The organism is Enterobacter sp. 725m/11 (genome assembly GCF_011683705.1).
Classification (GTDB): domain Bacteria; phylum Pseudomonadota; class Gammaproteobacteria; order Enterobacterales; family Enterobacteriaceae; genus Enterobacter; species Enterobacter bugandensis.
The window spans coordinates 1-19046 of the sequence record NZ_JAAQOK010000049.1; the positions used below are offsets into that span (position 1 = coordinate 1).

Consider the following 19046-nt stretch of genomic DNA (forward strand, 5'->3'; position numbering starts at 1 on the left):
AGATGTGTATAAGAGACAGCTATTAACTCAGGGAATTAAAACTTCCTTAGTTAATTAATTTTTCAAGGATTTTCACTTAAATTCCTACAGTTATCTGAATCGCCACGGGTTTAACAGACACCTCAGAGTCATTTTAGATGACTCTGAGGTGCCCATGAGCGGTAAGCTTTATCCTGAAGAGTTTAAAATTGAAGCAGTCAAACAGGTTGTTGATCGTGGTCATTCTGTTTCCAGTGTTGCAACACGTCTCGATATCACCACTCACAGTCTTTACACCTGGATAAAGTAGTACGGTCCGGATTCTTCCACTCATAATGAACAGTCAGATGCTCAGGCCGGAATCCGCCGTCTTCAGAAAGAGTTGAAGCGGGTTACGGACGAACGGGACATATTAAAAAAGCCGCGGCGTACGTCGCAAAGCTGTCCGACTGAGGTACGCCTTTATCCGCGACAACAGCCGTTGCTGGCCTGTTCGTTTGCTCTGTCGGGTTCTGGATGTCCATCCGAGTGGATTTTATTTCTGGCTTCAGCACCCACATTCACAGCGTCACCAGACAGACCAGATGCTGACCGGGCAGATCAAACAGTCCTGGCTTGAGTCTGGCTGCGTCTATGGTTATCGCAAGATCCATCTCGATCTGCGTGATAACGGACAGCAGTGCGGAGTGAACCGGGCCTGGCGGCTGATGAAGCGTGCCGGAATAAAAGCTCAGGTTGGGTACCATAGCCCACGGGCACGTAAAGGCGAAGCCAGCATCGTGACACCCAACAAGCTCCAGCGGCAGTTCAACCCGGAAGCACCGGTTGAACGTTGGGTAACGGACTTAACCTACATCCGAACCCACGAAGGCTGGTTGTATCTGGCCGTGGTGGTTGACCTGTTCTCCCGAAAAGTTATCGGCTGGTCAATGCAACACCGCATGACAAAAGAGATTGTCCTGAACGCATTACTTATGGCGGTGTGGAGGCGTAACTCTCAAAAGCTGGTACTGGTTCACTCTGATTAGGGCAGTCAGTACACGAGCCATGAGTGGCAGTCGTTCCTGAAATCACACGGTCTGGAAGGCAGCATGAGTCGTCGCGGTAACTGCCACGACAACGCGGTTGCGGAAAGCTTTTTCCAGCTACTGAAACGCGAGCGGATTAAGAAAAGGATCTACGGAACGAGAGACGAAGCCAGAAGCGATATCTTTGATTATATCGAAATGTTTTATAACAGTAAGCGTCGGCATGGTTCGAGCGAGCAGATGCCACCGGCTGAATATGAAAACTTATATTATCAACGGCTGAGAAGTGTCTAGATTATCCGTGGCGATTCATTTTCTAATTCGTATTTTCTTGCGAAAAATCGCAAGAAAGAGAAATTGTTCGGATGGGACAATTAGAAAAGAGATGCAAACAGCGCTAGGTTTTATCGAGGGGCTTGTTTGCATACTCTCTGATAAGTGATTTTGAAAATGCCAATCGGTGAGCGATTAAATTGGCCTTTTCGAACTTGATTTAAACCTACGACCACTAATACCTGAAATCCATATATCCTCCTCGATAAAGTCGAGGAGCGCTTTAATCTCTTTTTTTAGTATTGGCATTGTTATTGTCTCAACCCCTCCGTTTATTGTAGTTTGAAGCGGGAAGTTGACTTTTTGAGCTTCAGCCTTGAATAGTGGCAGGTTCTGCGGGGTAAGTAATCCTGTTTGATTTATTAATGTAACTTTGTTTCTGATAACTGTGTCGGCGACGATTTTAAGATCGAATCCATGTTGGGTGGAAAATATAGGTAATTGTGAAAAGGTATCCAGTTGCTGGTCTGTAGCAGCTTCGAAGTATGTAGTCATGTCAAAAACACTTCGTAAAACAAAGAAGCTTTTAAAGAAAATATGGTCAGTGTCAATTATAGCAACAAGTTTATCATCAACGTTGAACCCAGTGCTGACAGCTTTGCTAAAAGTGGTCTTTTTACCTACTAAAGTCCCTAAAAAAGATTTTGAAGTATCTAAGATTTGCTTTTTATTAAAGGTTTGCAAAGCAATTATGTTTGGATTAGCAGGCGCATCAACACCGACAAATAGTGCTTTAATATTAGTTATGTCTATAATGCTGGGATCCCAAATCGGTATGGCCGTTGGTCTTTTTACTGCATCAATTAGTGATGAGGCCGCTGCAAAATTCTGCACTTCAAAGCATTCATCATAACGAGGAGTATATCCTGCATAAAATGGGATAACAGTACTGTGGTGGGATTCAAAATGAAGTTTCTGTTGCTGGAAAATGGTCTTCACGGCCGTGCTTGCGGGTTTATCTAATTCAACCCTCATTATCTTTGTAGCTATTGAATTGTCCATTAAAGCAAAAAGAGCCATATTGCTATCCTTCTACGTGTAGATACGTGTAGTCAGTTAACTGCACGACATTAAAAGAAATATTTTGGATGTCAGTAATTACCGATTTAGATATTAAAACGAATCCTACACCTGTATCATCTTCGGCTTCGTAAAATTTGTACCCATGCAATGATAAGACTGGGTTAAAATTATAGTTTTCTGAGAAACAAATGTAAAAAAGAAGTGAAATGTAAAAAAAAGCTGCATAAGATTTATTTTCAGCAATCGAATCAGTCCCTAAAAGTGGGAAAAGATAGCTCAAAAAATAATTAGTAACCTCTTTATTAGCAGGAGATAAAGAGTTAATGTTTTTAGTCAATACTTCTAATTTCCATTCAGAATATTTTATTAACCCAATAGCCAGCAGCCAGCTTACCAATCCTACATATAGACTATAATTCATCAACCATAAGGTTTCCTTGACGAAACCTATAAAAAAAAGCGTAGCGCAAACCGGAGCAATGGAGCTTGCGGTGAGCAGTAATCGCGCCAACTTGTTCATAGTACCACCTCTCTTGCTGTATTTATATACAGTATTTTACTCCGAGAAGTTCAAAATTTCTACGGTTGGTGATAGATATCTAAAGCTAACACTAACTTATTGAAAATAGTATTAACGCGTACGCATTTTTCTCACTAATGTGATAAGAGTTGTCATGCAGCTGTTGCTTACATTAGTCATGAACGCATAATCCAAATCTTTGAAGAAGCTGCGGTAATTGTTCACTCAGGTAGATATTGAGAAACCCCACGCTGCTAAACTTAAAGCTCCGCATCACCAGCTGGCGGCCACGTGGCATTCATTGAACCGGAAACACCTTGATCTGCTGGAAGAGTACAAAACTCTTCGGCGGCATTTCTCATTGACAGTAGCTTGCACCTTATGTGATTGAGCCGATGAACTGCCTGGCATCGCGTGAATACTATGCTGTGGTGTTTGTGGGCCCGGCGCGAACGGGTAAAACCATCGGGCTGATTAACGGCTGGATTGTTTATAACATTGTCTGCGATCCGGCCAGATATGCTTTTGATTCAGGTATCCGAGGAAAAAGCTCGCGAGCATTCCAAAAAACGCCTGGACCGTACTTTTCGCTATAGCCCGGAAGTTAAAACCCGGCTAAGCCCAAGACGTAACGATAACAACGTCTACGACCGAACATTTCGCGCCGATAAATATCTTAGGCTGGGCTGGCCATCCGTCAATATCATGTCGTCCTCGGACTATAAGAGTGTGGCGCTGACGGATTATGACCGCTTTCCAGAAAATATCGACGGGGAGGGGGATGCTTTTTCACTGGCATCGAAGCGTACCACAACATTCATGCGCTCCGGGATGTCGCTGGTTGAGAGCTCGCCGTAGGATTTTTGTACCGGGAGCAACGTTGTATCGTCCAATTGGTTCCGGGTCAAATGCGATGTCGCGATCGGCTTCATCGGCCAGATAAGCCAGTTATTCTTCACGCGTTTGAGCTTGTGCAAAACGTCCACACATAGAAACCTCCAGCCAAATGTCAAACTGAAAGTATAGGGCAGGGAGCGAAGGAGGATCGCAGCGAACCCATTAAGAGATTAATTAATAAAGCCAAAAAATGGTTATCAAAACCCAAAAATCATTAGAACTAATCAATATGTTAGCTAGTGGTCAATAAAGTGTGATGAACGCGCAAAATATGAATTTTTAACTGAAAAATCAATGCATCATGATTGATTTAATGAAATACTACTGTGTTATATGGAATTGTTCGAAGCCGCAGACCTGATCGTCAAAGGTATGGAAGGCGCGATCAACGCGAAAACCGTAACTTACGATTTCGAACGTCTGATGGAAGGCGCTAAGCTGCTGAAATGTTCAGAGTTTGGCGACGCGATTATCGCGAACATGTAATCCAGATTCTGGGTTAAACAAGAGCGGGGGCCTGAGGGTTCCCGTTTTTTTTGCCTCTGCCTGCGGGAAATAACACGATGCTCGCTACTGTTCTTATCGCTGTCGTTGCATTCATCCATATCTACATTCTTGTGCTGGAAATGTTCCTGTGGAACACCAGAACAGGGCACAAGGCCTTTAATCTGCGTCCCGATTTTGCGCGCGACACCCGCGTGCTGGCCGCGAATCAGGGGCTGTATAATGGTTTTCTGGCTGCGGGTCTGCTCTGGAGCCTCTGGCTTGGTGAAAAGGGTATATCTGTGGCCATCTTCTTCCTGACCTGCGTGTTGATTGCCGGACTCTTTGGCGCAGCGACCGCCAGCCGAAAGATACTGTACGTTCAGGCCATACCTGCTCTTGCAGCCCTGCTTGCCCTGCTTATCTGACGCAACGCGTTGGTTAACCGTACGTCGTCGGATATACTTGTGGCTTCACCCTCAAAGGTTAACGCTGTTATGAATAACGAAATCCCACTGAAGTATTATGACATCGTCGAAGAGTACGCGACGGAAGCCACAAAGCCCGTGAGTGAGTCAGAGCAGGACTCGTTGGCGCATTATTTTCAGCTGCTTCTCACGCGTTTGTCGAATAATGAGGAGATCGATGAGGAAGCTCAGCAGGAGATGGCGCGTGAAGCCGGGGTTCGTGCCGGTCGTATTGATGATATTGCGAACTTTCTCAATCAGTGGGGAAACGAGTAACCTACCGCGCGATCCCAGCGAGTCGCTTCGCAAGCTCGCTTCGGGTGACAGATTTTGAGAAATACCATCCCTGAATCAGCGCCTCGGGGTATCTTTCAGCAATAAAGCGATACTGTATTTCGCTCTCTACGCCTTCGAAAACAAGCGTTTTATTCAGTTTTGCGAGGGCGTCGCTAAAAATGACAAAAATGTTCTGCTTGTAATGTTCACTGATGCCATCGACCAGCGACTTGTCGATTTTGATCTCATCATATTCAAGCAGCGAAAGCCTTGCCAGGTTTGAGTTTTGCACCCCGAAGTCATCAATGGATATTCTCACGCCAAGGTTTTTTAAATCCTTGCAGAAATCTTCCAGAATATTCCCCGTTGAAATGGCTTTTTCAGAAAGCTCGATTTTGATCAGAGAGAGCGGAATGTTATTAGCTAAACAGCTACGGCGCAAAATGCTGATAAACTGTCCGTCTTCAATTTCCGTTCGGCCAACATTGAGCGAAACAACCAGATGATATTTAATAATAAGTGGCGCGATATCCGAAAGGGATTTTTGGAGAATATTAATATAGTAATTTTTATACAGGCCAATTTTTTTGATTAATGGAATAAACAGTTCCGGGGAGACGTCACCGTATCTTGCGTCACGCCATCTCGACAAGACCTCCACGCCTACAATTTTTTTATCCTCAATCCGAACAATGGGCTGGTAATGAACGCCGATAGTATTAGTGATAACAGCTTTGACCAGCGTCCGCTCCAGGGAGAACCGGTCCTCGTTGAGTCGAAAGAAAAAGAGCGTTATCGCAATCCAGATAAAACATAAAATGACCGCGAGAACGATAAATAGAACGGGAGATAACGAGGCCAGTCCCGCGTTGTGATGCTTCACAATGACGCACAAATCCCATGTGGTGCTGCACCGGGTGAGGGTCAGGGTAAACAAGGAGGAATTCAGTTCGCTCTGTTGGTTTAATTCAGGCGTAGCCGAAAAAAACGTTCTGCTTAAGTCCCTGGTGGTGGTGCTCAGAGAATAGCTCTCCGTAACCGGGGTGAATTTATCGTAAGCATAGCGGGAGGTGAAGATAATGTGATTATTATAGATGGCCGCATTGCCGGTAAAAAAATCTTTTCTCGAAAATTGCGCGAGGAGAAATCCTCTGGGCGTTTCATGGAGCTCTTCAGGAAGCGGGACAGGATTAACGAGTTTACCCCAAAAAGCGGTACAGACTATTTTTCCCTTTTCAATAAAACCGACGTCAGCGACATAGCGGCTTTCGAGCTTAACCTGCCGGTAGCGATCGAGGCTGTCTCTGTCGCATCCCTGTGTGGTCAGGTTTTTGAGCGTCTGCGCCATGCTCTGGGTCAGACTTTCTGAATGCTGTAAAAGGGTTCGGGAAATCTCAAGCTGTTTGCTTTTCTGCTGGCTCCCGATAACTGCATTAACCGCAAAAAGAGACAGGAAGACCAGAAACGCTGAAACGATAGTAACGGCAATGATCTTTTTCATTTTCCAGATACCCTGTCCGCTCCCTCATCTCTCAAATCTTATCACAGGCAGTGCAAGCTACAAGCCTGATAATAACGGCAGCCGTTATGCTTAAGTGCAATTTGTTTTCCTCTTAACCTGAGCTTTGTTACAGTGACAAGAGTTGTCAGCCTGGGATGCCAGGCGTGATAAGGTGGAAAAGCTCGTGCATGTGAAAAATACTTTTTACACAACAACCATTACCGTTATCATTGTCTCATTGATTGTTTCATTGTCGCTTGCCGTCCAGATTGCCACGTCCCGACAGCAGTCAATCCAGCAAATCAATACCAGCGTTGCCAACCTGAGCCATACCCTTAACGTCTACACGGAAGGGATCATTCGCCAAAGTGAAATGTTGATTACCACCGTTTCCGACACAATTGAAATTTATGGTATGACCCCGCAACAGGCGATCAATATTCAGCGAATGATAAGCAATCAGGATAATCTTCTTACTCAGATTAATAATGTGGTTGTCTATGATGCGCATGGGGATATCTTCACTGCATTGCACAAAAATTTTGCGGGCCCCCATAATGGCGCGGACAGGGCATTTTTTGTCTATCACAAGGAAAATAAAAGTCAGCAGATTTATATTGGTGAGCCGGTGATAAGCAGAACCAATGGTAAATGGGTTATTACTCTTAGCCGACGCCTTGAAACCCACACCGGTGCATTTAACGGTGTTGTGGTGGTGACGCTGGGTATCGAAAATTTTCTGGCACTTTATGGACAGATTAATATTGGTCACGCGGGCGTTATTGGTTTAACGACGCAAGCAGGCGTTTTACTGATTCGTTATCCCTTTAAAAATAACTATATCGGTACGATTTTTTCTGACTCACCTCTCTTCAGAAAATACCTCAAGGTACAAAATACAGGGATAGCCAGCTCTGTCTCCAGGTTTGATAAAATCGAACGCATTTATGCCTATGAGAAAAACAGGCGCTACGGACTGGTTACGACGGTAGCGGTAAGCATTGATGAAGCCCTTTCTCCGTGGCGCAAGCAGGCGATTCAGCTTGCCGCACTTATTTTGGTGTTTACCGCGACGCTCATCGTGGCGTCCTGTTTCCTCTATTCCGACTTATCCAGAAAAGCACGGGATAACAAAGCGCTAAAGATTATTGCCTCGGAGGATGCGCTGACAGGGCTTTATAACAGGCGCATCTTTGATGAAAAAATCCTCTCGGAAATTGCGGCGTGTGCGGCAAAGGACGCGCCGGTTTCGCTGCTCCTTGTGGATGTGGATTACTTCAAAAAGTACAACGATAACTACGGTCATCCGGAAGGGGACAGATGCCTGGCGTTGCTGGGAAACTGCCTCAGGGAAAGTCTCACCCGCGACAACCAGATTGTGGCGCGCTATGGCGGGGAGGAGTTTGCGCTGATTTTGCCTGAAACGGATATCCAGGAGGCGCTCCGCCTTGCGCAGACGATTATTTGCTATGTTTTTTCTCAGCAAATTGAACACGCGTTTAGCCCCTTCGGGCGGGTCACGGTAAGCGTAGGGGTCTCCAGTGCGCGTGCTGTCAACATCGCGGGTAGCCAGCAGAATATTATTAATGCTGCCGACCAGGCGCTCTATCAGGCAAAACGCGGCGGGCGCAACCGGCACGCTTTCGTTGGGGCTTGATCAAAAAAAAAAGCCCACTCATGAGTGGGCAAGAAATACTGGAAGCAATGTGAGCAATGTCGTACTGAATACCTGAGTGTTTTTCTCAACTATTCAGTGTTGAGAAAGATAATCTTTCTCAATAAAAGATGCAACCCCACAGTTCTTGTGGAAGGGCATGTTGATGAAGAAATGCGCAGACTCTCTCTGTGAGGCTTATCACAAATTTCCTTTCTCAGATCCTGTGCTATCCTTTTTGTGTCGTTGATTTAATGACAAAAACCATACAGAGAGGAAAGTTATGGGAATTTTATCCTGGATTATCTTTGGGCTTATTGCGGGTATTCTGGCGAAGTGGATCATGCCGGGCAAAGATGGCGGTGGGTTTATCGTCACCATAATACTGGGTATTGTCGGCGCGGTAGTCGGCGGTTGGATCAGTACGCTGTTCGGTTTTGGTAAAGTCGATGGCTTTAACTTCGGCAGTTTCGCGGTCGCGGTTATCGGCGCGCTGGTTGTGCTGTTTATCTACAGAAAGATCAAAAGCTAATACTGAAGCGTTAAAAAGGCTGCCATATGGCGGCCTTTTTACGTAACGGGTTTACCACCAGCCAAACTGCGTGCCGGCAAACGCCACGACGGCAACGATCAACATAATGAGGGTGGTTTTTCTCATTTATGCCCCCGGAGCAGCGTAACCACCGACAAAAAACCACGCCAGAAATACCACCGCCGTTATAAAAATAACGACCGGGAAGAGGATCCCTATTCTCATATCATCACCTGTTTCGGTTTTTAAAACGCCGTAGAGTGTACGGGGTTAATCCATCGCGAGAAAGCCTGTTTTGCTTTTTCCTTTCTTATCCTGATACATCGCGATATCCGCGGCACGTAACGCACTGTCCGGATCGGTTACGCCGGGATCCACTTCGATAACGCCGAGGCTGGCGCCAGGATAAATGATGCTGATGCTACCCAGCCAGTATTCCCCCGCAATTCGGGCGCTGAGGCGCGTTCTGAGAAGGTGAATTTGCTCCTCATTCTCGACGTTGCTCAGAGTGGCCACCAGGAACTCATCGCCGCCCAGCCGGCCGATGATATCGTCCTGCTGTTTTTCTGCGGTCAAACGCTTGCCCACTTCAATCAGGAACTGGTCGCCTGCTTCATGCCCGTATCGATCGTTAATCAGTTTAAAATCATCCAGATCGATAAAGGCAATGATGGCGTTACGTTTCAGATGCCGCGCCAGCGAAAACAGGGTGGTCAGATCCTCAAAAATGGCGCGACGGTTGGGTAACCCTGTAAGAGCATCTGTGTAGGAGTGGGCGATAAGCGCCGCGTTGGCTTCACGGAGCTGGGTCACCAGAGACTCTTTCTGAATGTACTGACTAATCAACCCGGCGAAGAGTTTTAGCATCTGCTCGCCGCGCGCGCTGAGCGGTTTTTTTGCCGTGCTGGTGGCGCAGAGCGTACCGTAAAGTGAGCCATCGGCAAGATGAACGGGGATGCTCATATATGTGGTGATGCCGAGAGCTTTCGCCGCTTCACACTCCGGCCAACGTTCGGGGACATCGTTACTGAATAATGTGTCGCTATCCAGCGCGCGCTTACACAGCGTTTCATCCCATGGCACGCTTAACCCTTCCGGGATAGTCATCTGCTTGCTGTTTCGGGCATAGAGGATATGCTGCAGCCGGGCTGTTATATCCACCTTCGTCAGATACGTCGACTCCATGTCGGTGACGATTTCCAGCATCTCCAGCAGCTGACGAACGAGGCTTTCAAGGGATTGCTCGGTGGCAAGGGTTTCTGAAACGCGAGCGAGGATAAGATCCGACATGACGTAGAATGACTCCCAGGCAGAAGACGTCTGCATCTGCATGTTATGCTGAATTTTTAGGCTTCCGGCATAGTAAAACATGAATATAGAAAATTTAATATATGCAGAGGTAGGCAGCAGGCGGGAAAAAAAGCCCCGTTGTTGAGAACGGGGCAAAGACATCTTGATTACGGAATGATGTTCTCTGGTCAAAGTGAGAACATGCCTGACTGTAGCGTTGAAAAGTGCAGTTAGAATGGAGAAATCATGGAGAAAGCGGCGACAAGCCGTTACCCTTAGCCAATGATGATGTCAAAAGGATCAACAAGATGAGATTTCTGCTACTGGCGCTGGCGCTTCCCCTGGTTGCCTGCACCGCAAAAACAACCCCACCCGATGCCCCGAAACCGCCGCACGCCGTGGGCATGGCGAACCCGGCTTCCGTTTACTGCCTGGAAAAGGGCGGGGAACAGGTCCCGATTCAAAGCCCGCAGGGGGTCCGCACAGAGTGCAAGCTGCCCGGTGGCGAAGTGATCGACGAATGGACGCTCTATCGTCGCGATCATCCGCAACCTGCCAGGTGACAGAGGGACAGTAGCTGCGATACACTTCTCTTTAGGATTATTCTTAGCCAATTTCTGGCTACCGTTACCGCGAGAGAAGTATGTTTCAGCTTAAACCGGGCAGCGTGGCGATGATCGTCGGTGCCCGCACGGCGTCAGGCCGTCGCAATATTGGTAAATCTGTGGAGCTATTTGGTCTCTGCCAACCCGGCCAGCGTTTCGTTAACCCGGTCAACGGCGTGATGACGCAGTTACCCGCAAGCGCGGACCGCGCGCTCTGGCTGGTGACGGGAGACGTCTACGCCTTTGACAATCAGCACGGCTTTGCGTTTGTTCGCGCCGAACACCTGATGCCGCTCACCCCGGACGAAGCTCCGCAAATTCAGGATGAGCTGACGGTCGGCTGATCACAGATGGCGCAGCCAGTCGGCTAAGACCAGAGCGTGATTCTGCTTCGTGTCCTTCGCGCCGTAGAGCAGGGTTACGGTCTGCTTTTTCGCCAGCGCCGCCAGACGCTCTCCTTCGTCCTTATGCTGCGCCAGCTCTTCCTTGTAGGCTTTAGTGAAGGCCGCGAAATCAATCGCTTCGCTATGAAAGTCCTTGCGTAACGCGCTGGACGGTGTGAGCGTTTTACACCATTCGTCATACGCGAGGTCCGTTTTTTTCACCCCGCGGGGCCAGAGCCTGTCCACCAGAACCCGATAGCCATCGTCCGGGCTCGCCTGTTCATAGACGCGTTTGCACTGAATCATGATTCCACCCTCCCAATTTAAGGTATTGTGATAATTGCAGAAGATCGGTAGTCTGAGGTTCCTTATGTTATCTGATAATACTCTGGCATAAGGAACCTTTCATGGAACACCTCCCGGTTAAAACGACGCTGCGCATTGCGCTGGTTGGCGATTACAATCCTGATGTTATTGCACACAAGGCGATCCCGCTGGCCATTGACGACGCCGCCGCGGTCCTTGACCTCACCGCCGATTACGACTGGCTTGCCACCACGGAATTAACCAGTTCTGAGGATCTGGTGGGCTACGATGCCATCTGGCTGGTTCCCGCAAGCCCCTATAAAAATACCGAGGCGGCCTTTATTGCCGCACGCTACGCGCGTGAAAACAGCATTCCGTTCCTGGGCACCTGCGGTGGGTTCCAGCATGCGTTAATTGAGTATGCCCGTAACGTGCTGGGCTGGAGCGACGCGGCACATGCTGAGACGGATACCGAAGGTACGATGGTGATTGCGCCGCTGACCTGCTCGCTGGTGGAGAAAACCGATGCCATTGAGCTGCGCAATAATACGCTGATCGCGAAGGCCTACGGAAAGCCGGAAATCGTAGAGGGTTATCACTGTAACTATGGCGTATCGGCGGCGTTTGCTCAGGAACTGGAGAGCGGTGATATGCGCGTGACGGGCTGGGACGAGCAGGGGGAAATCCGCGCTGCGGAGCTGGTGACCCATCCGTTCTTTGTGATCACCTTATTTCAGCACGAGCGTGCTGCGCTGGAAGGGCGTCCGGTGGTGCTGGTGCAGGCAATGCTGCGCGCGGCGCGCGGGTAAAAAAGGCAGACCCGATGGTCTGCCACCGTGTTTATCGGGGCGCGATTTCCCGGTCGCGCCCGGCAAGTACGCCGCAGATGGCCATGACGACAGCGGCCAGCGCGCAGGCGAGAAGCGGGATCCGCCAGTCTCCAGCCGAATCGTGAATTTTACCCATCAGCGGCGGACCGCAGGCGGCGAGCAGATAACCAATAGACTGTGCCATACCGGACAACGCTGCCGCCTGGTGTGCGGAGCTGGCGCGCAGGCCGATGAACGTCAGGCCGAGGATCATCGTTGCCCCGGTACCAAAGCCAAACACCAGCGTCCACATCACCGCCATCTCAGGCATAAACCACAAACCCGCCGCGCTAACCGCGCACATCAGCCCAACCGCCCCGGCGATGGTTCGCTGATCCTTCAGGCGCTGGAGGACGAGCGGAACGGCAAGCCCCGGCACGGCCGTGGCGAGCTGTAAAAGGCCGTGCACCGAGCCGGCCTGCGCTTCGCTGAAGCCATGGCTGAGCAGTATTGCCGGCAGCCAGCCGATGATAACGTAATAAATCAGCGAGTTAATCCCCAGAAAGAGCGTCACCTGCCAGGCGAGTGCCGAGCGCCAGATCGCGCGGTTATGCAGCGCGCCTGCGCCCGTTACCGTTGCGACGTGTTTTTGACGCCACTGCGGCAGCCAGAGCAACAGCGCGATCAGCGGAAACGCCATCAGCGTCAGCAGCGCGCCATGCCAGCCCGCATCACCCTGCGCCAGGGGAACAATCAGCGCCGAGCCTAACGCGGCAGAGACACCCATCGTCAGGGAATAGGCGCCGGTGAGTTTTGCCACCTGACCCGGAAAGTCACGCTTAATTAAGCCGGGCAGCAGCACATTCCCCAGCGCGATCCCGCAACCAATCACCGCCGTTCCGATGAAAAGCAGGGTAGCGGAGGGCAGGGAGCGAACCGCAATCCCGATGCAAATCAGCATCAGGGCGATAAACAGGCTGCGCTCCATGCCGATACGCCGGGCAACGCCCGCCGCGAGCGGGGAGACAAGAGCAAAGGCAAGCAGGGGCAGGGTGGTCAGCAGACCGGTTTGCGCCGTGCTTAAGCCATAATCAAGGCGAATGGTATCGAGCAGCGGCGCTGCGCCGGTAAAGGTGACGCGAAGCGTGGTGGCAATCATCAGGATGCCTGCAATCAACAGCGCGCCCTGTTTTCCTGAGGTGCGAAGAGCAGTAGTCATTGTGTTCTCATACGTTCAAGCGAGCGCACACAATACCGATTTTCTCCGCGGTTGAAATCAGGCTAAAATGACAGTTTATCGCTAATATCGGACAACCTGATGATTGGTCTGGGACTGGACGGCTACGATCCTGATAGCCAGCACGATGCGGCCGTCGCGTTTCGCATCCGCGTGGTGACGGAAGAACAATATATTCCGCAGCATCAACACCGTAAGGGGCAGCTGATTCTGGCCCTTGGCGGCGCGATCACCTGCGAAGTGGAAAATGCGATGCTGATGGTACCGCCCCAGTATGCCGTCTGGATCCCAGGCCAAATGCCGCACAGCAACAGGGCCACGCCGGGGGCGCAGCTCTGCTTTTTGTTTATTGAGCCTGGTGCCGCCAGCCTGCCCGACCGCTGCTGCACCCTGAAAATCTCTCCTCTGGTACGGGAACTGATTTTATCCCTGGCGGAGAAATCACGTGAACAGCTGCATCTTGCGGCCACATCGCGTCTGGTGGACGTCCTGTTTGACGAGCTGCCGCTCCAGCGCCAGGAGCATCTGCAGCTGCCCGTCTCTCCCCATCCTAAAATTCGGCTGATGAGCGAGAAGATGGCGGAAGAGCCCGCCGCCTGGCAGACTCTGGCGCAGTGGGCAAGCCATTTCGCGATGAGTGAACGCAACCTGGCGCGGCTGGTGGTCAAAGAGACCGGTTTAAGCTTTCGCCGCTGGCGTCACCAGCTTCAGCTGATCGTGGCGTTACAGCATTTGATTAGCGGGAAATCGGTGCAGCAGGTGGCACAGTCTCTGGGCTATGACTCTACCACCGCGTTTATCACCATGTTCAAAAAGGGGCTGGGCCAGACGCCGGCGCGTTACATGGCCAGCCTGACTATGACTTCCCGATAAACAGGGACACCAGCCCTGCCGCAATCAGCGGGCCTACCGGCACGCCGCGGAAGAGCGCCACGCCGAGTACCGTGCCCACCAGCAGGCCCGCCACCAGCGAGGGCTGGCTGCTCATCAGCGTCACGCCGCGTCCGCCCAGCCACGAAACAAAAATCCCCACCGCGATCGCCACCAGCGATTTCCAGTTCACAAACGAGTGCAGCAGCGTTGAGGCGGGAAGGGTGCCGCTGGCGATGGGAGCCATCACCCCGATGGTTAAAATGATGATCCCGATGGTGAGGCCTTGTTTTTCTATCCACGGGAAAAAGGTATTTAACGGAGTCACGCGCACAATAATCAGCACCAGAATCGAGATGGCGACGGTGGTGTTATGGCTGATAAAGCCGAGCGCGGCGAGCGCCAGAAGAATGAGCAGAGTCGGGTCAAACATGGAGGATCCTTGCCAGAATAATTATCCTGCTTACTTTACGCGCAAACGCGGCGGAGGACAGCGTTTAAAAGATTTTATCGCTGTCATTACCCTGTCATTTACGCGGATTAAAACGAAGGCAGGTATCGCAAAGGGATCGCCATCATGAACGATCACATGTTTGTTGAAACGCTCATTATCTCCTCATCATTTTTCGCTATTGCCGTGATTCTCGTCGCCTCCGTGCTGTTTCTGGAAAGAAGAGGCTAGCGCCGTCACGACGACGGCTTATGGAAGTTTACAAGCTCAGGACGGGCAATGCGCAGGTAATCCTGGGTGTCCATGATCACGGATTTCTCCAGTAAACCGGCGTTAAAGGCAATTTCGTCGAAACGCTCGAACAGCAGCGGGTCGGCCACCAGCGCCAAATCAGGATGGAAGCTAAAGGGCGGGATCGCGCCAAAAACGCAGGCGGTAAGGGTATCGACCTCGGCCGGGCTGGCGAGGGAGGCTTTAAGCCCGCCAAAATGGCTGGCAAGCTGGCTCAGATCGGCCTGCAGGTCGGCGGCCAGAATCGCCAGTACGTGTTTTTTAACGCCGTTGCCCTTCACCTTGCAGACCAGGGCTTTTGCCCCCTGGCGCAGATCGGTCCCGCGAATTTCACTCACCGCTTCGCATTTCCCCACCGCTTCGTGCTCCATGACGCGAAAACGCGCGCCCTGCTCGGTGAGTAAGGTAATCAGCTGATGGTGGGTACTTGTCCCCATAACGTCGTCAGTCATCATAGTTTTCCCGGTGATAATCCAGTATGCAGCTTGCTACATTAGCACGGGATAAACGGGGTCGAAAGAAAACAGCCAGCGGATTCGCTGGCTGTTGGGTTATGCGTTGCTGGTAGCAGATTGCTTGTGGAACAGCTCCCTGAACACAGGATAAATATCATCCTGATCGCGGATATGCTGCATGGCAAAGTTATCGAACATGGACTGCAGATGCTCATATTCCCGCCACAGGGTCTGGTGGGCGCGACGGGTGATTTCGATATAGCTGTAGTAACGCACCACCGGTAGAATTTTCTTCGCCAGGATCTCGTGACACAGCGGTGAGTCGTCGGCCCAGTTGTCGCCATCCGACGCCTGCGCGGCATAAATGTTCCACTGCGCCGGGTCGTAACGCTCTTTCACTACTTCATCCATCAGCTTCAGGGCGCTTGATACGATGGTCCCCCCGGTCTCCTGGGAGTAGAAGAACTCATGTTCATCCACCTCTTTGGCCTGGGTGTGATGGCGGATATAAACCACTTCCACGTTCTTATAGGTTCTGCTCAGGAACAAGTAGAGCAGGATATAGAAACGCTTCGCCATATCCTTGGTGGCCTGGTCCATCGAGCCGGACACGTCCATCAGACAGAACATGACCGCCTGGCTGGAGGGTTCGGGACGTTTTTCGTAGTTCTTGTAGCGCAGGTCGAAGGTATCGATAAACGGCACGCGGTCGATCTTCGCTCTTAGCTCGGCAATCTCTTTACGCAGGCGCTCCTCTTCCAGCAGCTGCGCCGGCTCCGTGTTTTCCACGACCTTCAGGCTGCTCTCCAGCTCGCGCAGTTCGCGACGTTTGCCTGCCGTCATGGCCGTGCGACGCGCCAGAGAATTCTGCAACGAACGCACAACGCTGATATTGGCGGGCACGCCGTTAGCGGTATAGCCCGCGCGATGGGTTTTATACTCGTTAAGCTGACGATGCTGATTCTTTTTCAGGTTCGGCAGCGCAAGGTCCTCAAACAGCAGGTCGAGATATTCATCTTTCGAAATCTGGAAAACGAACTCATCCTGGCCTTCACCGTCCTGGCTGGCCTGCCCCTGACCGCTTCCTGAACCACTGCCGCCGCCCTGAGGGCGCTCAATTCTGTCGTTCTGAACGAAGTGGTCGTTACCTGGATGAACGCGATGGCGCAGGCCGCCGCGCCCCTGATGAAACATCGGTTCGCTGATGTCATCGGTAGGGATGGAGACAGACTCGCCGCTGTCGACGTCGGTCACCGAGCGTTTGTTGATGGCCTCGGAGATCGACTGTTTAATTTGCGCTTTATAACGGCGCAAGAAGCGCTGGCGGTTCACCGTGCTCTTGTTTTTGCCGTTAAGACGCCGGTCAATAAACCAGGTCATATACCCCCCGTACTGCATTTGCCAACTTGCGTTTTTGTTGGCCCGGCAGGCGCAGGCGCTACCGGGCACTTGTTTTAGGACGATTTACGCACGCGCAGATACCATTCACAGAGCAGGCGAACCTGTTTGCGGGTGTAGCCTTTTTCCATCATACGGTCGACAAAATCGTCGTGTTTCTTCTGCTCGTCGGTTGAGGTTTTGGTGTTAAACGAGATCACTGGCAGCAACTCTTCGGTATTGGAGAACATTTTCTTCTCAATAACCGTGCGCAGCTTCTCGTAGCTGGTCCAGTTCGGATTGCGCCCGTTATTATGCGCTCTGGCGCGCAGAACGAAGTTCACAATCTCATTACGGAAGTCTTTCGGGTTGCTGATCCCGGCAGGCTTCTCGATTTTTTCCAGCTCCGCGTTCAGGGATTCACGATCAAACAGCTGGCCGGTATCCGGGTCGCGGTACTCCTGATCCTGGATCCAGAAGTCAGCATAGGTGACATAGCGGTCGAAAATGTTCTGCCCGTATTCTGAATAGGATTCCAGATAGGCCGTCTGGATCTCTTTGCCAATGAACTCGGCGTATTTCGGGATCAGGTAGCCTTTCAGGAACTCAAGGTAGCGTTCAGCCTGCTCCTGCGGGAACTGCTCGCGCTCGATTTGCTGCTCCAGGACGTAGAACAGATGAACCGGGTTGGCCGCCACTTCCGCGTGGTCGAAGTTAAAGACCCGTGAGAGGATCTTAAACGCGAAACGCGTGGAGAGGCCGTTCATCCCTTCATCAACCCCGGCGTAATCGCGGTATTCCTGGTACGATTTCGCTTTCGGGTCGGTATCTTTCAGGCTTTCACCGTCGTAGACGCGCATTTTCGAATAGATGCTGGAGTTTTCCGGCTCTTTCAGACGCGACAGGATGGAGAAGCGCGAGAGCGTTTCCAGCGTGCCCGGAGCGCATGGCGCATGCACCAGCTCACTGTGGTTAAGCAGTTTTTCGTAAATTTTGATCTCTTCGGAGATCCGCAGGCAATAAGGCACCTTGACGATGTACACACGGTCAAGGAAGGCCTCATTGTTTTTGTTATTACGGAAGGTCACCCATTCCGATTCGTTCGAGTGGGCGAGAATAATCCCGTTAAACGGCAGGGCGGAGATACCTTCCGTCCCGTTGTAGTTCCCTTCCTGGGTCGCCGTCAGCAGAGGATGCAGCACTTTGATCGGTGCTTTAAACATCTCGACGAATTCCATAATCCCCTGGTTGGCGCGGCACAGCGCACCGGAATAGCCATAGGCATCCGGGTCGTTTTGTGCGAAGTTTTCCAGCTTACGGATATCGACTTTACCCACCAGCGCCGAGATATCCTGGTTGTTCTCATCACCCGGTTCCGTTTTGGCGATAGCGATCTGCTCCAGTATGGATGGCCACACTTTCACGACGCGGAATTTGGTGATATCACCGCCAAATTCGTGCAGGCGTTTTGCCGCCCACGGCGACATAATGGTGCCGAGGTAGCGACGCGGGATGCCAAACTCTTTATCCAGAATTTGCGCATCTTCCTGCGGGTTAAACAGGCACAGCGGATGGTCGTTCACCGGGCTGCGTTCGCCGTTGGCGCTCAGCACGTAAATCGGTACGCGCTGCATCAGCGACTTCAGGCGTTCAGCCAGCGAGGATTTACCGCCGCCGACGGGGCCGAGTAAATAGAGGATCTGTTTCTTCTCTTCCAGACCCTGGGCGGCATGCTTCAGATAGGAGACAATCTGTTCAATGGCATCTTCCATACCATAGAACTCTTCGAACGCCGGATATCGGGCGACCACCCGATTCGAAAATAGACGGGAAAGCCGTGGCTCCAGGGCAGTATCAACCATGTTTGGCTCACCGATAGCCATCAATAGCCGTTCTGCCGCATTGGCATAGGCACTGCGATCTTGCCGACAAATGGTAAGAAACTCCTGCAGTGTGAACTCTTCGTCCTTGGCAGCTTCGTAGCGCTGGCGATAGTGATCGAATATATTCATGGCATGCCGTCCTTTCGTTTTTTAGCACAGGATAAGAGCCGTTCGTATGAGTAGTGGAGGCTCCCGGAAGAGAATCTCTCACACCCCACTGCCAGAGCAGCAACCTGTGTGCCAGGTCAGACGCTAAGAACCGCAGGTGTTCAGGAAAACTCTTCTTAAATTTAAGCGTAGATGGCATTTGCCAAACTTGCATGCTGAGAAAAACTAATTTCAATGACATATCAATAACTCATCCAAAAATTTCCACCCTGGTTATAAGGCTTAAGC

Annotated in this window: 20 protein-coding genes and 6 pseudogenes; 14 read left to right on the top strand and 12 right to left on the bottom strand. The window is 50.9% G+C overall.

Features of this window, described 5'->3' with window-relative positions; all coding sequences use genetic code 11:
- Nucleotides 1-154 precede the first annotated feature (154 nt).
- Both HBA26_RS18380 and HBA26_RS18385 read left to right on the top strand, forming a co-directional pair.
- Nucleotides 155-1301: pseudogene (locus tag HBA26_RS18380) on the top strand (IS3 family transposase).
- Between the two features lie 16 nt (nt 1302-1317).
- A pseudogene (locus tag HBA26_RS18385) lies at nt 1318-1449 on the top strand (antiterminator Q family protein); the annotation flags it as partial.
- A gap of 26 nt (nt 1450-1475) precedes the next feature.
- On the opposite strand, the gene HBA26_RS18390 reads toward HBA26_RS18385, so the two are convergent.
- Nucleotides 1476-2360: a hypothetical protein gene (locus tag HBA26_RS18390; RefSeq protein ID WP_059356891.1), complete on the bottom strand. Its 885-nt coding sequence runs from the start codon at nt 2358-2360 to the stop codon at nt 1476-1478.
- Between the two features lie 4 nt (nt 2361-2364).
- Complete coding sequence (locus HBA26_RS18395; protein WP_059356892.1) at nt 2365-2883, bottom strand: hypothetical protein; 519 nt, start codon at nt 2881-2883, stop codon at nt 2365-2367.
- Nucleotides 2884-3085: 202 nt separating this feature from the next.
- Here HBA26_RS18395 and HBA26_RS22960 point away from each other — a divergent pair.
- Nucleotides 3086-3256: pseudogene (locus HBA26_RS22960) on the top strand (site-specific DNA-methyltransferase); the annotation flags it as partial.
- Nucleotides 3255-3738, top strand: a pseudogene (locus tag HBA26_RS18400) (phage terminase large subunit family protein); the annotation flags it as partial. The pseudogenes HBA26_RS22960 and HBA26_RS18400, both read left to right, overlap by 2 nt.
- Here the strand turns inward: HBA26_RS18400 and HBA26_RS22965 are convergent.
- A pseudogene (locus HBA26_RS22965) lies at nt 3739-3831 on the bottom strand (SOS response-associated peptidase); the annotation flags it as partial.
- 264 nt (nt 3832-4095) lie between these two features.
- On the opposite strand from HBA26_RS22965, the pseudogene HBA26_RS18405 reads away from it, so the two are divergent.
- The 3 genes and pseudogenes from HBA26_RS18405 to HBA26_RS18415 form a co-directional block, all read left to right on the top strand.
- Nucleotides 4096-4266: pseudogene (locus HBA26_RS18405) on the top strand (NADP-dependent isocitrate dehydrogenase); the annotation flags it as partial.
- Nucleotides 4267-4343: 77 nt separating this feature from the next.
- Nucleotides 4344-4691, top strand: a complete 348-nt coding sequence (locus tag HBA26_RS18410; protein ID WP_028012754.1) for a DUF1304 domain-containing protein — start codon at nt 4344-4346, stop codon at nt 4689-4691.
- A 69-nt stretch (nt 4692-4760) separates the two neighbouring features.
- Nucleotides 4761-5006, top strand: a complete 246-nt coding sequence (locus HBA26_RS18415) for a DUF2543 family protein (RefSeq protein ID WP_126345734.1) — start codon at nt 4761-4763, stop codon at nt 5004-5006.
- 1 nt (nt 5007) lies between these two features.
- Here the strand turns inward: HBA26_RS18415 and HBA26_RS18420 are convergent, their stop codons facing one another.
- Entirely contained in the window at nt 5008-6507 is a 1500-nt protein-coding gene (locus tag HBA26_RS18420; protein WP_048959707.1) for an EAL domain-containing protein, read from the bottom strand.
- 172 nt (nt 6508-6679) lie between these two features.
- On the opposite strand from HBA26_RS18420, the gene HBA26_RS18425 reads away from it, so the two are divergent.
- Both HBA26_RS18425 and HBA26_RS18430 read left to right on the top strand, forming a co-directional pair.
- The gene (locus HBA26_RS18425) at nt 6680-8164 is read left to right on the top strand and encodes a sensor domain-containing diguanylate cyclase (RefSeq protein ID WP_241235457.1); all 1485 of its coding nucleotides are present in this window, start codon (nt 6680-6682) and stop codon (nt 8162-8164) included.
- A gap of 280 nt (nt 8165-8444) precedes the next feature.
- The gene (locus tag HBA26_RS18430) at nt 8445-8693 is read left to right on the top strand and encodes a GlsB/YeaQ/YmgE family stress response membrane protein (RefSeq protein WP_028012758.1); all 249 of its coding nucleotides are present in this window, start codon (nt 8445-8447) and stop codon (nt 8691-8693) included.
- A gap of 126 nt (nt 8694-8819) precedes the next feature.
- Here the strand turns inward: HBA26_RS18430 and HBA26_RS18435 are convergent, their stop codons facing one another.
- Nucleotides 8820-8918: a YoaK family small membrane protein gene (locus tag HBA26_RS18435; RefSeq protein ID WP_014883431.1), complete on the bottom strand. Its 99-nt coding sequence runs from the start codon at nt 8916-8918 to the stop codon at nt 8820-8822.
- Nucleotides 8919-8963: 45 nt separating this feature from the next.
- The gene (locus tag HBA26_RS18440) at nt 8964-9983 is read right to left on the bottom strand and encodes a sensor domain-containing diguanylate cyclase (protein ID WP_045630223.1); all 1020 of its coding nucleotides are present in this window, start codon (nt 9981-9983) and stop codon (nt 8964-8966) included.
- Between the two features lie 308 nt (nt 9984-10291).
- Between HBA26_RS18440 and HBA26_RS18445 the strand changes: the two genes are divergently transcribed.
- Nucleotides 10292-10546 carry a DUF333 domain-containing protein gene (locus HBA26_RS18445; protein ID WP_045261615.1) on the top strand — a complete coding sequence of 85 codons (255 nt, stop codon included), beginning with the start codon at nt 10292-10294 and terminating at the stop codon, nt 10544-10546.
- Nucleotides 10547-10626: 80 nt separating this feature from the next.
- Nucleotides 10627-10932 carry a hypothetical protein gene (locus HBA26_RS18450; protein ID WP_028012761.1) on the top strand — a complete coding sequence of 102 codons (306 nt, stop codon included), beginning with the start codon at nt 10627-10629 and terminating at the stop codon, nt 10930-10932.
- Here HBA26_RS18450 and HBA26_RS18455 read toward each other — a convergent pair whose 3' ends face one another.
- Entirely contained in the window at nt 10933-11277 is a 345-nt protein-coding gene (locus HBA26_RS18455) for a DUF488 domain-containing protein (RefSeq protein ID WP_028012762.1), read from the bottom strand.
- Between the two features lie 101 nt (nt 11278-11378).
- Here HBA26_RS18455 and HBA26_RS18460 point away from each other — a divergent pair, with 101 nt between their 5' ends.
- Nucleotides 11379-12086, top strand: a complete 708-nt coding sequence (locus tag HBA26_RS18460) for a CTP synthase (protein WP_028012763.1) — start codon at nt 11379-11381, stop codon at nt 12084-12086.
- A gap of 31 nt (nt 12087-12117) precedes the next feature.
- Here the strand turns inward: HBA26_RS18460 and HBA26_RS18465 are convergent, their stop codons facing one another.
- Nucleotides 12118-13305, bottom strand: a complete 1188-nt coding sequence (locus HBA26_RS18465) for a CynX/NimT family MFS transporter (RefSeq protein WP_126345732.1) — start codon at nt 13303-13305, stop codon at nt 12118-12120.
- A gap of 99 nt (nt 13306-13404) precedes the next feature.
- Here HBA26_RS18465 and HBA26_RS18470 point away from each other — a divergent pair, with 99 nt between their 5' ends.
- Nucleotides 13405-14196: a helix-turn-helix transcriptional regulator gene (locus HBA26_RS18470; protein WP_041910482.1), complete on the top strand. Its 792-nt coding sequence runs from the start codon at nt 13405-13407 to the stop codon at nt 14194-14196.
- On the opposite strand, the gene HBA26_RS18475 is transcribed toward HBA26_RS18470, so the two are convergent.
- Nucleotides 14180-14626 carry a DUF441 domain-containing protein gene (locus tag HBA26_RS18475; RefSeq protein ID WP_008500737.1) on the bottom strand — a complete coding sequence of 149 codons (447 nt, stop codon included), beginning with the start codon at nt 14624-14626 and terminating at the stop codon, nt 14180-14182. The genes HBA26_RS18470 and HBA26_RS18475 overlap by 17 nt on opposite strands.
- Nucleotides 14627-14770: 144 nt before the next feature.
- On the opposite strand from HBA26_RS18475, the gene yoaI reads away from it, so the two are divergent.
- Nucleotides 14771-14875: a small membrane protein YoaI gene (yoaI, locus tag HBA26_RS18480; protein ID WP_088205013.1), complete on the top strand. Its 105-nt coding sequence runs from the start codon at nt 14771-14773 to the stop codon at nt 14873-14875.
- Nucleotides 14876-14880: 5 nt separating this feature from the next.
- On the opposite strand, the gene HBA26_RS18485 is transcribed toward yoaI, so the two are convergent.
- From HBA26_RS18485 to yeaG, 3 genes are all read right to left on the bottom strand, one after another.
- Nucleotides 14881-15387, bottom strand: coding sequence for a YbaK/prolyl-tRNA synthetase associated domain-containing protein (locus HBA26_RS18485; protein ID WP_049136801.1), 507 nt, complete (start codon nt 15385-15387; stop codon nt 14881-14883).
- Between the two features lie 99 nt (nt 15388-15486).
- Nucleotides 15487-16770, bottom strand: a complete 1284-nt coding sequence (locus HBA26_RS18490) for a YeaH/YhbH family protein (RefSeq protein WP_126345731.1) — start codon at nt 16768-16770, stop codon at nt 15487-15489.
- A gap of 74 nt (nt 16771-16844) precedes the next feature.
- Nucleotides 16845-18779, bottom strand: a complete 1935-nt coding sequence (yeaG, locus tag HBA26_RS18495; protein ID WP_014883443.1) for a protein kinase YeaG — start codon at nt 18777-18779, stop codon at nt 16845-16847.
- Nucleotides 18780-19046: the final 267 nt, after the last annotated feature.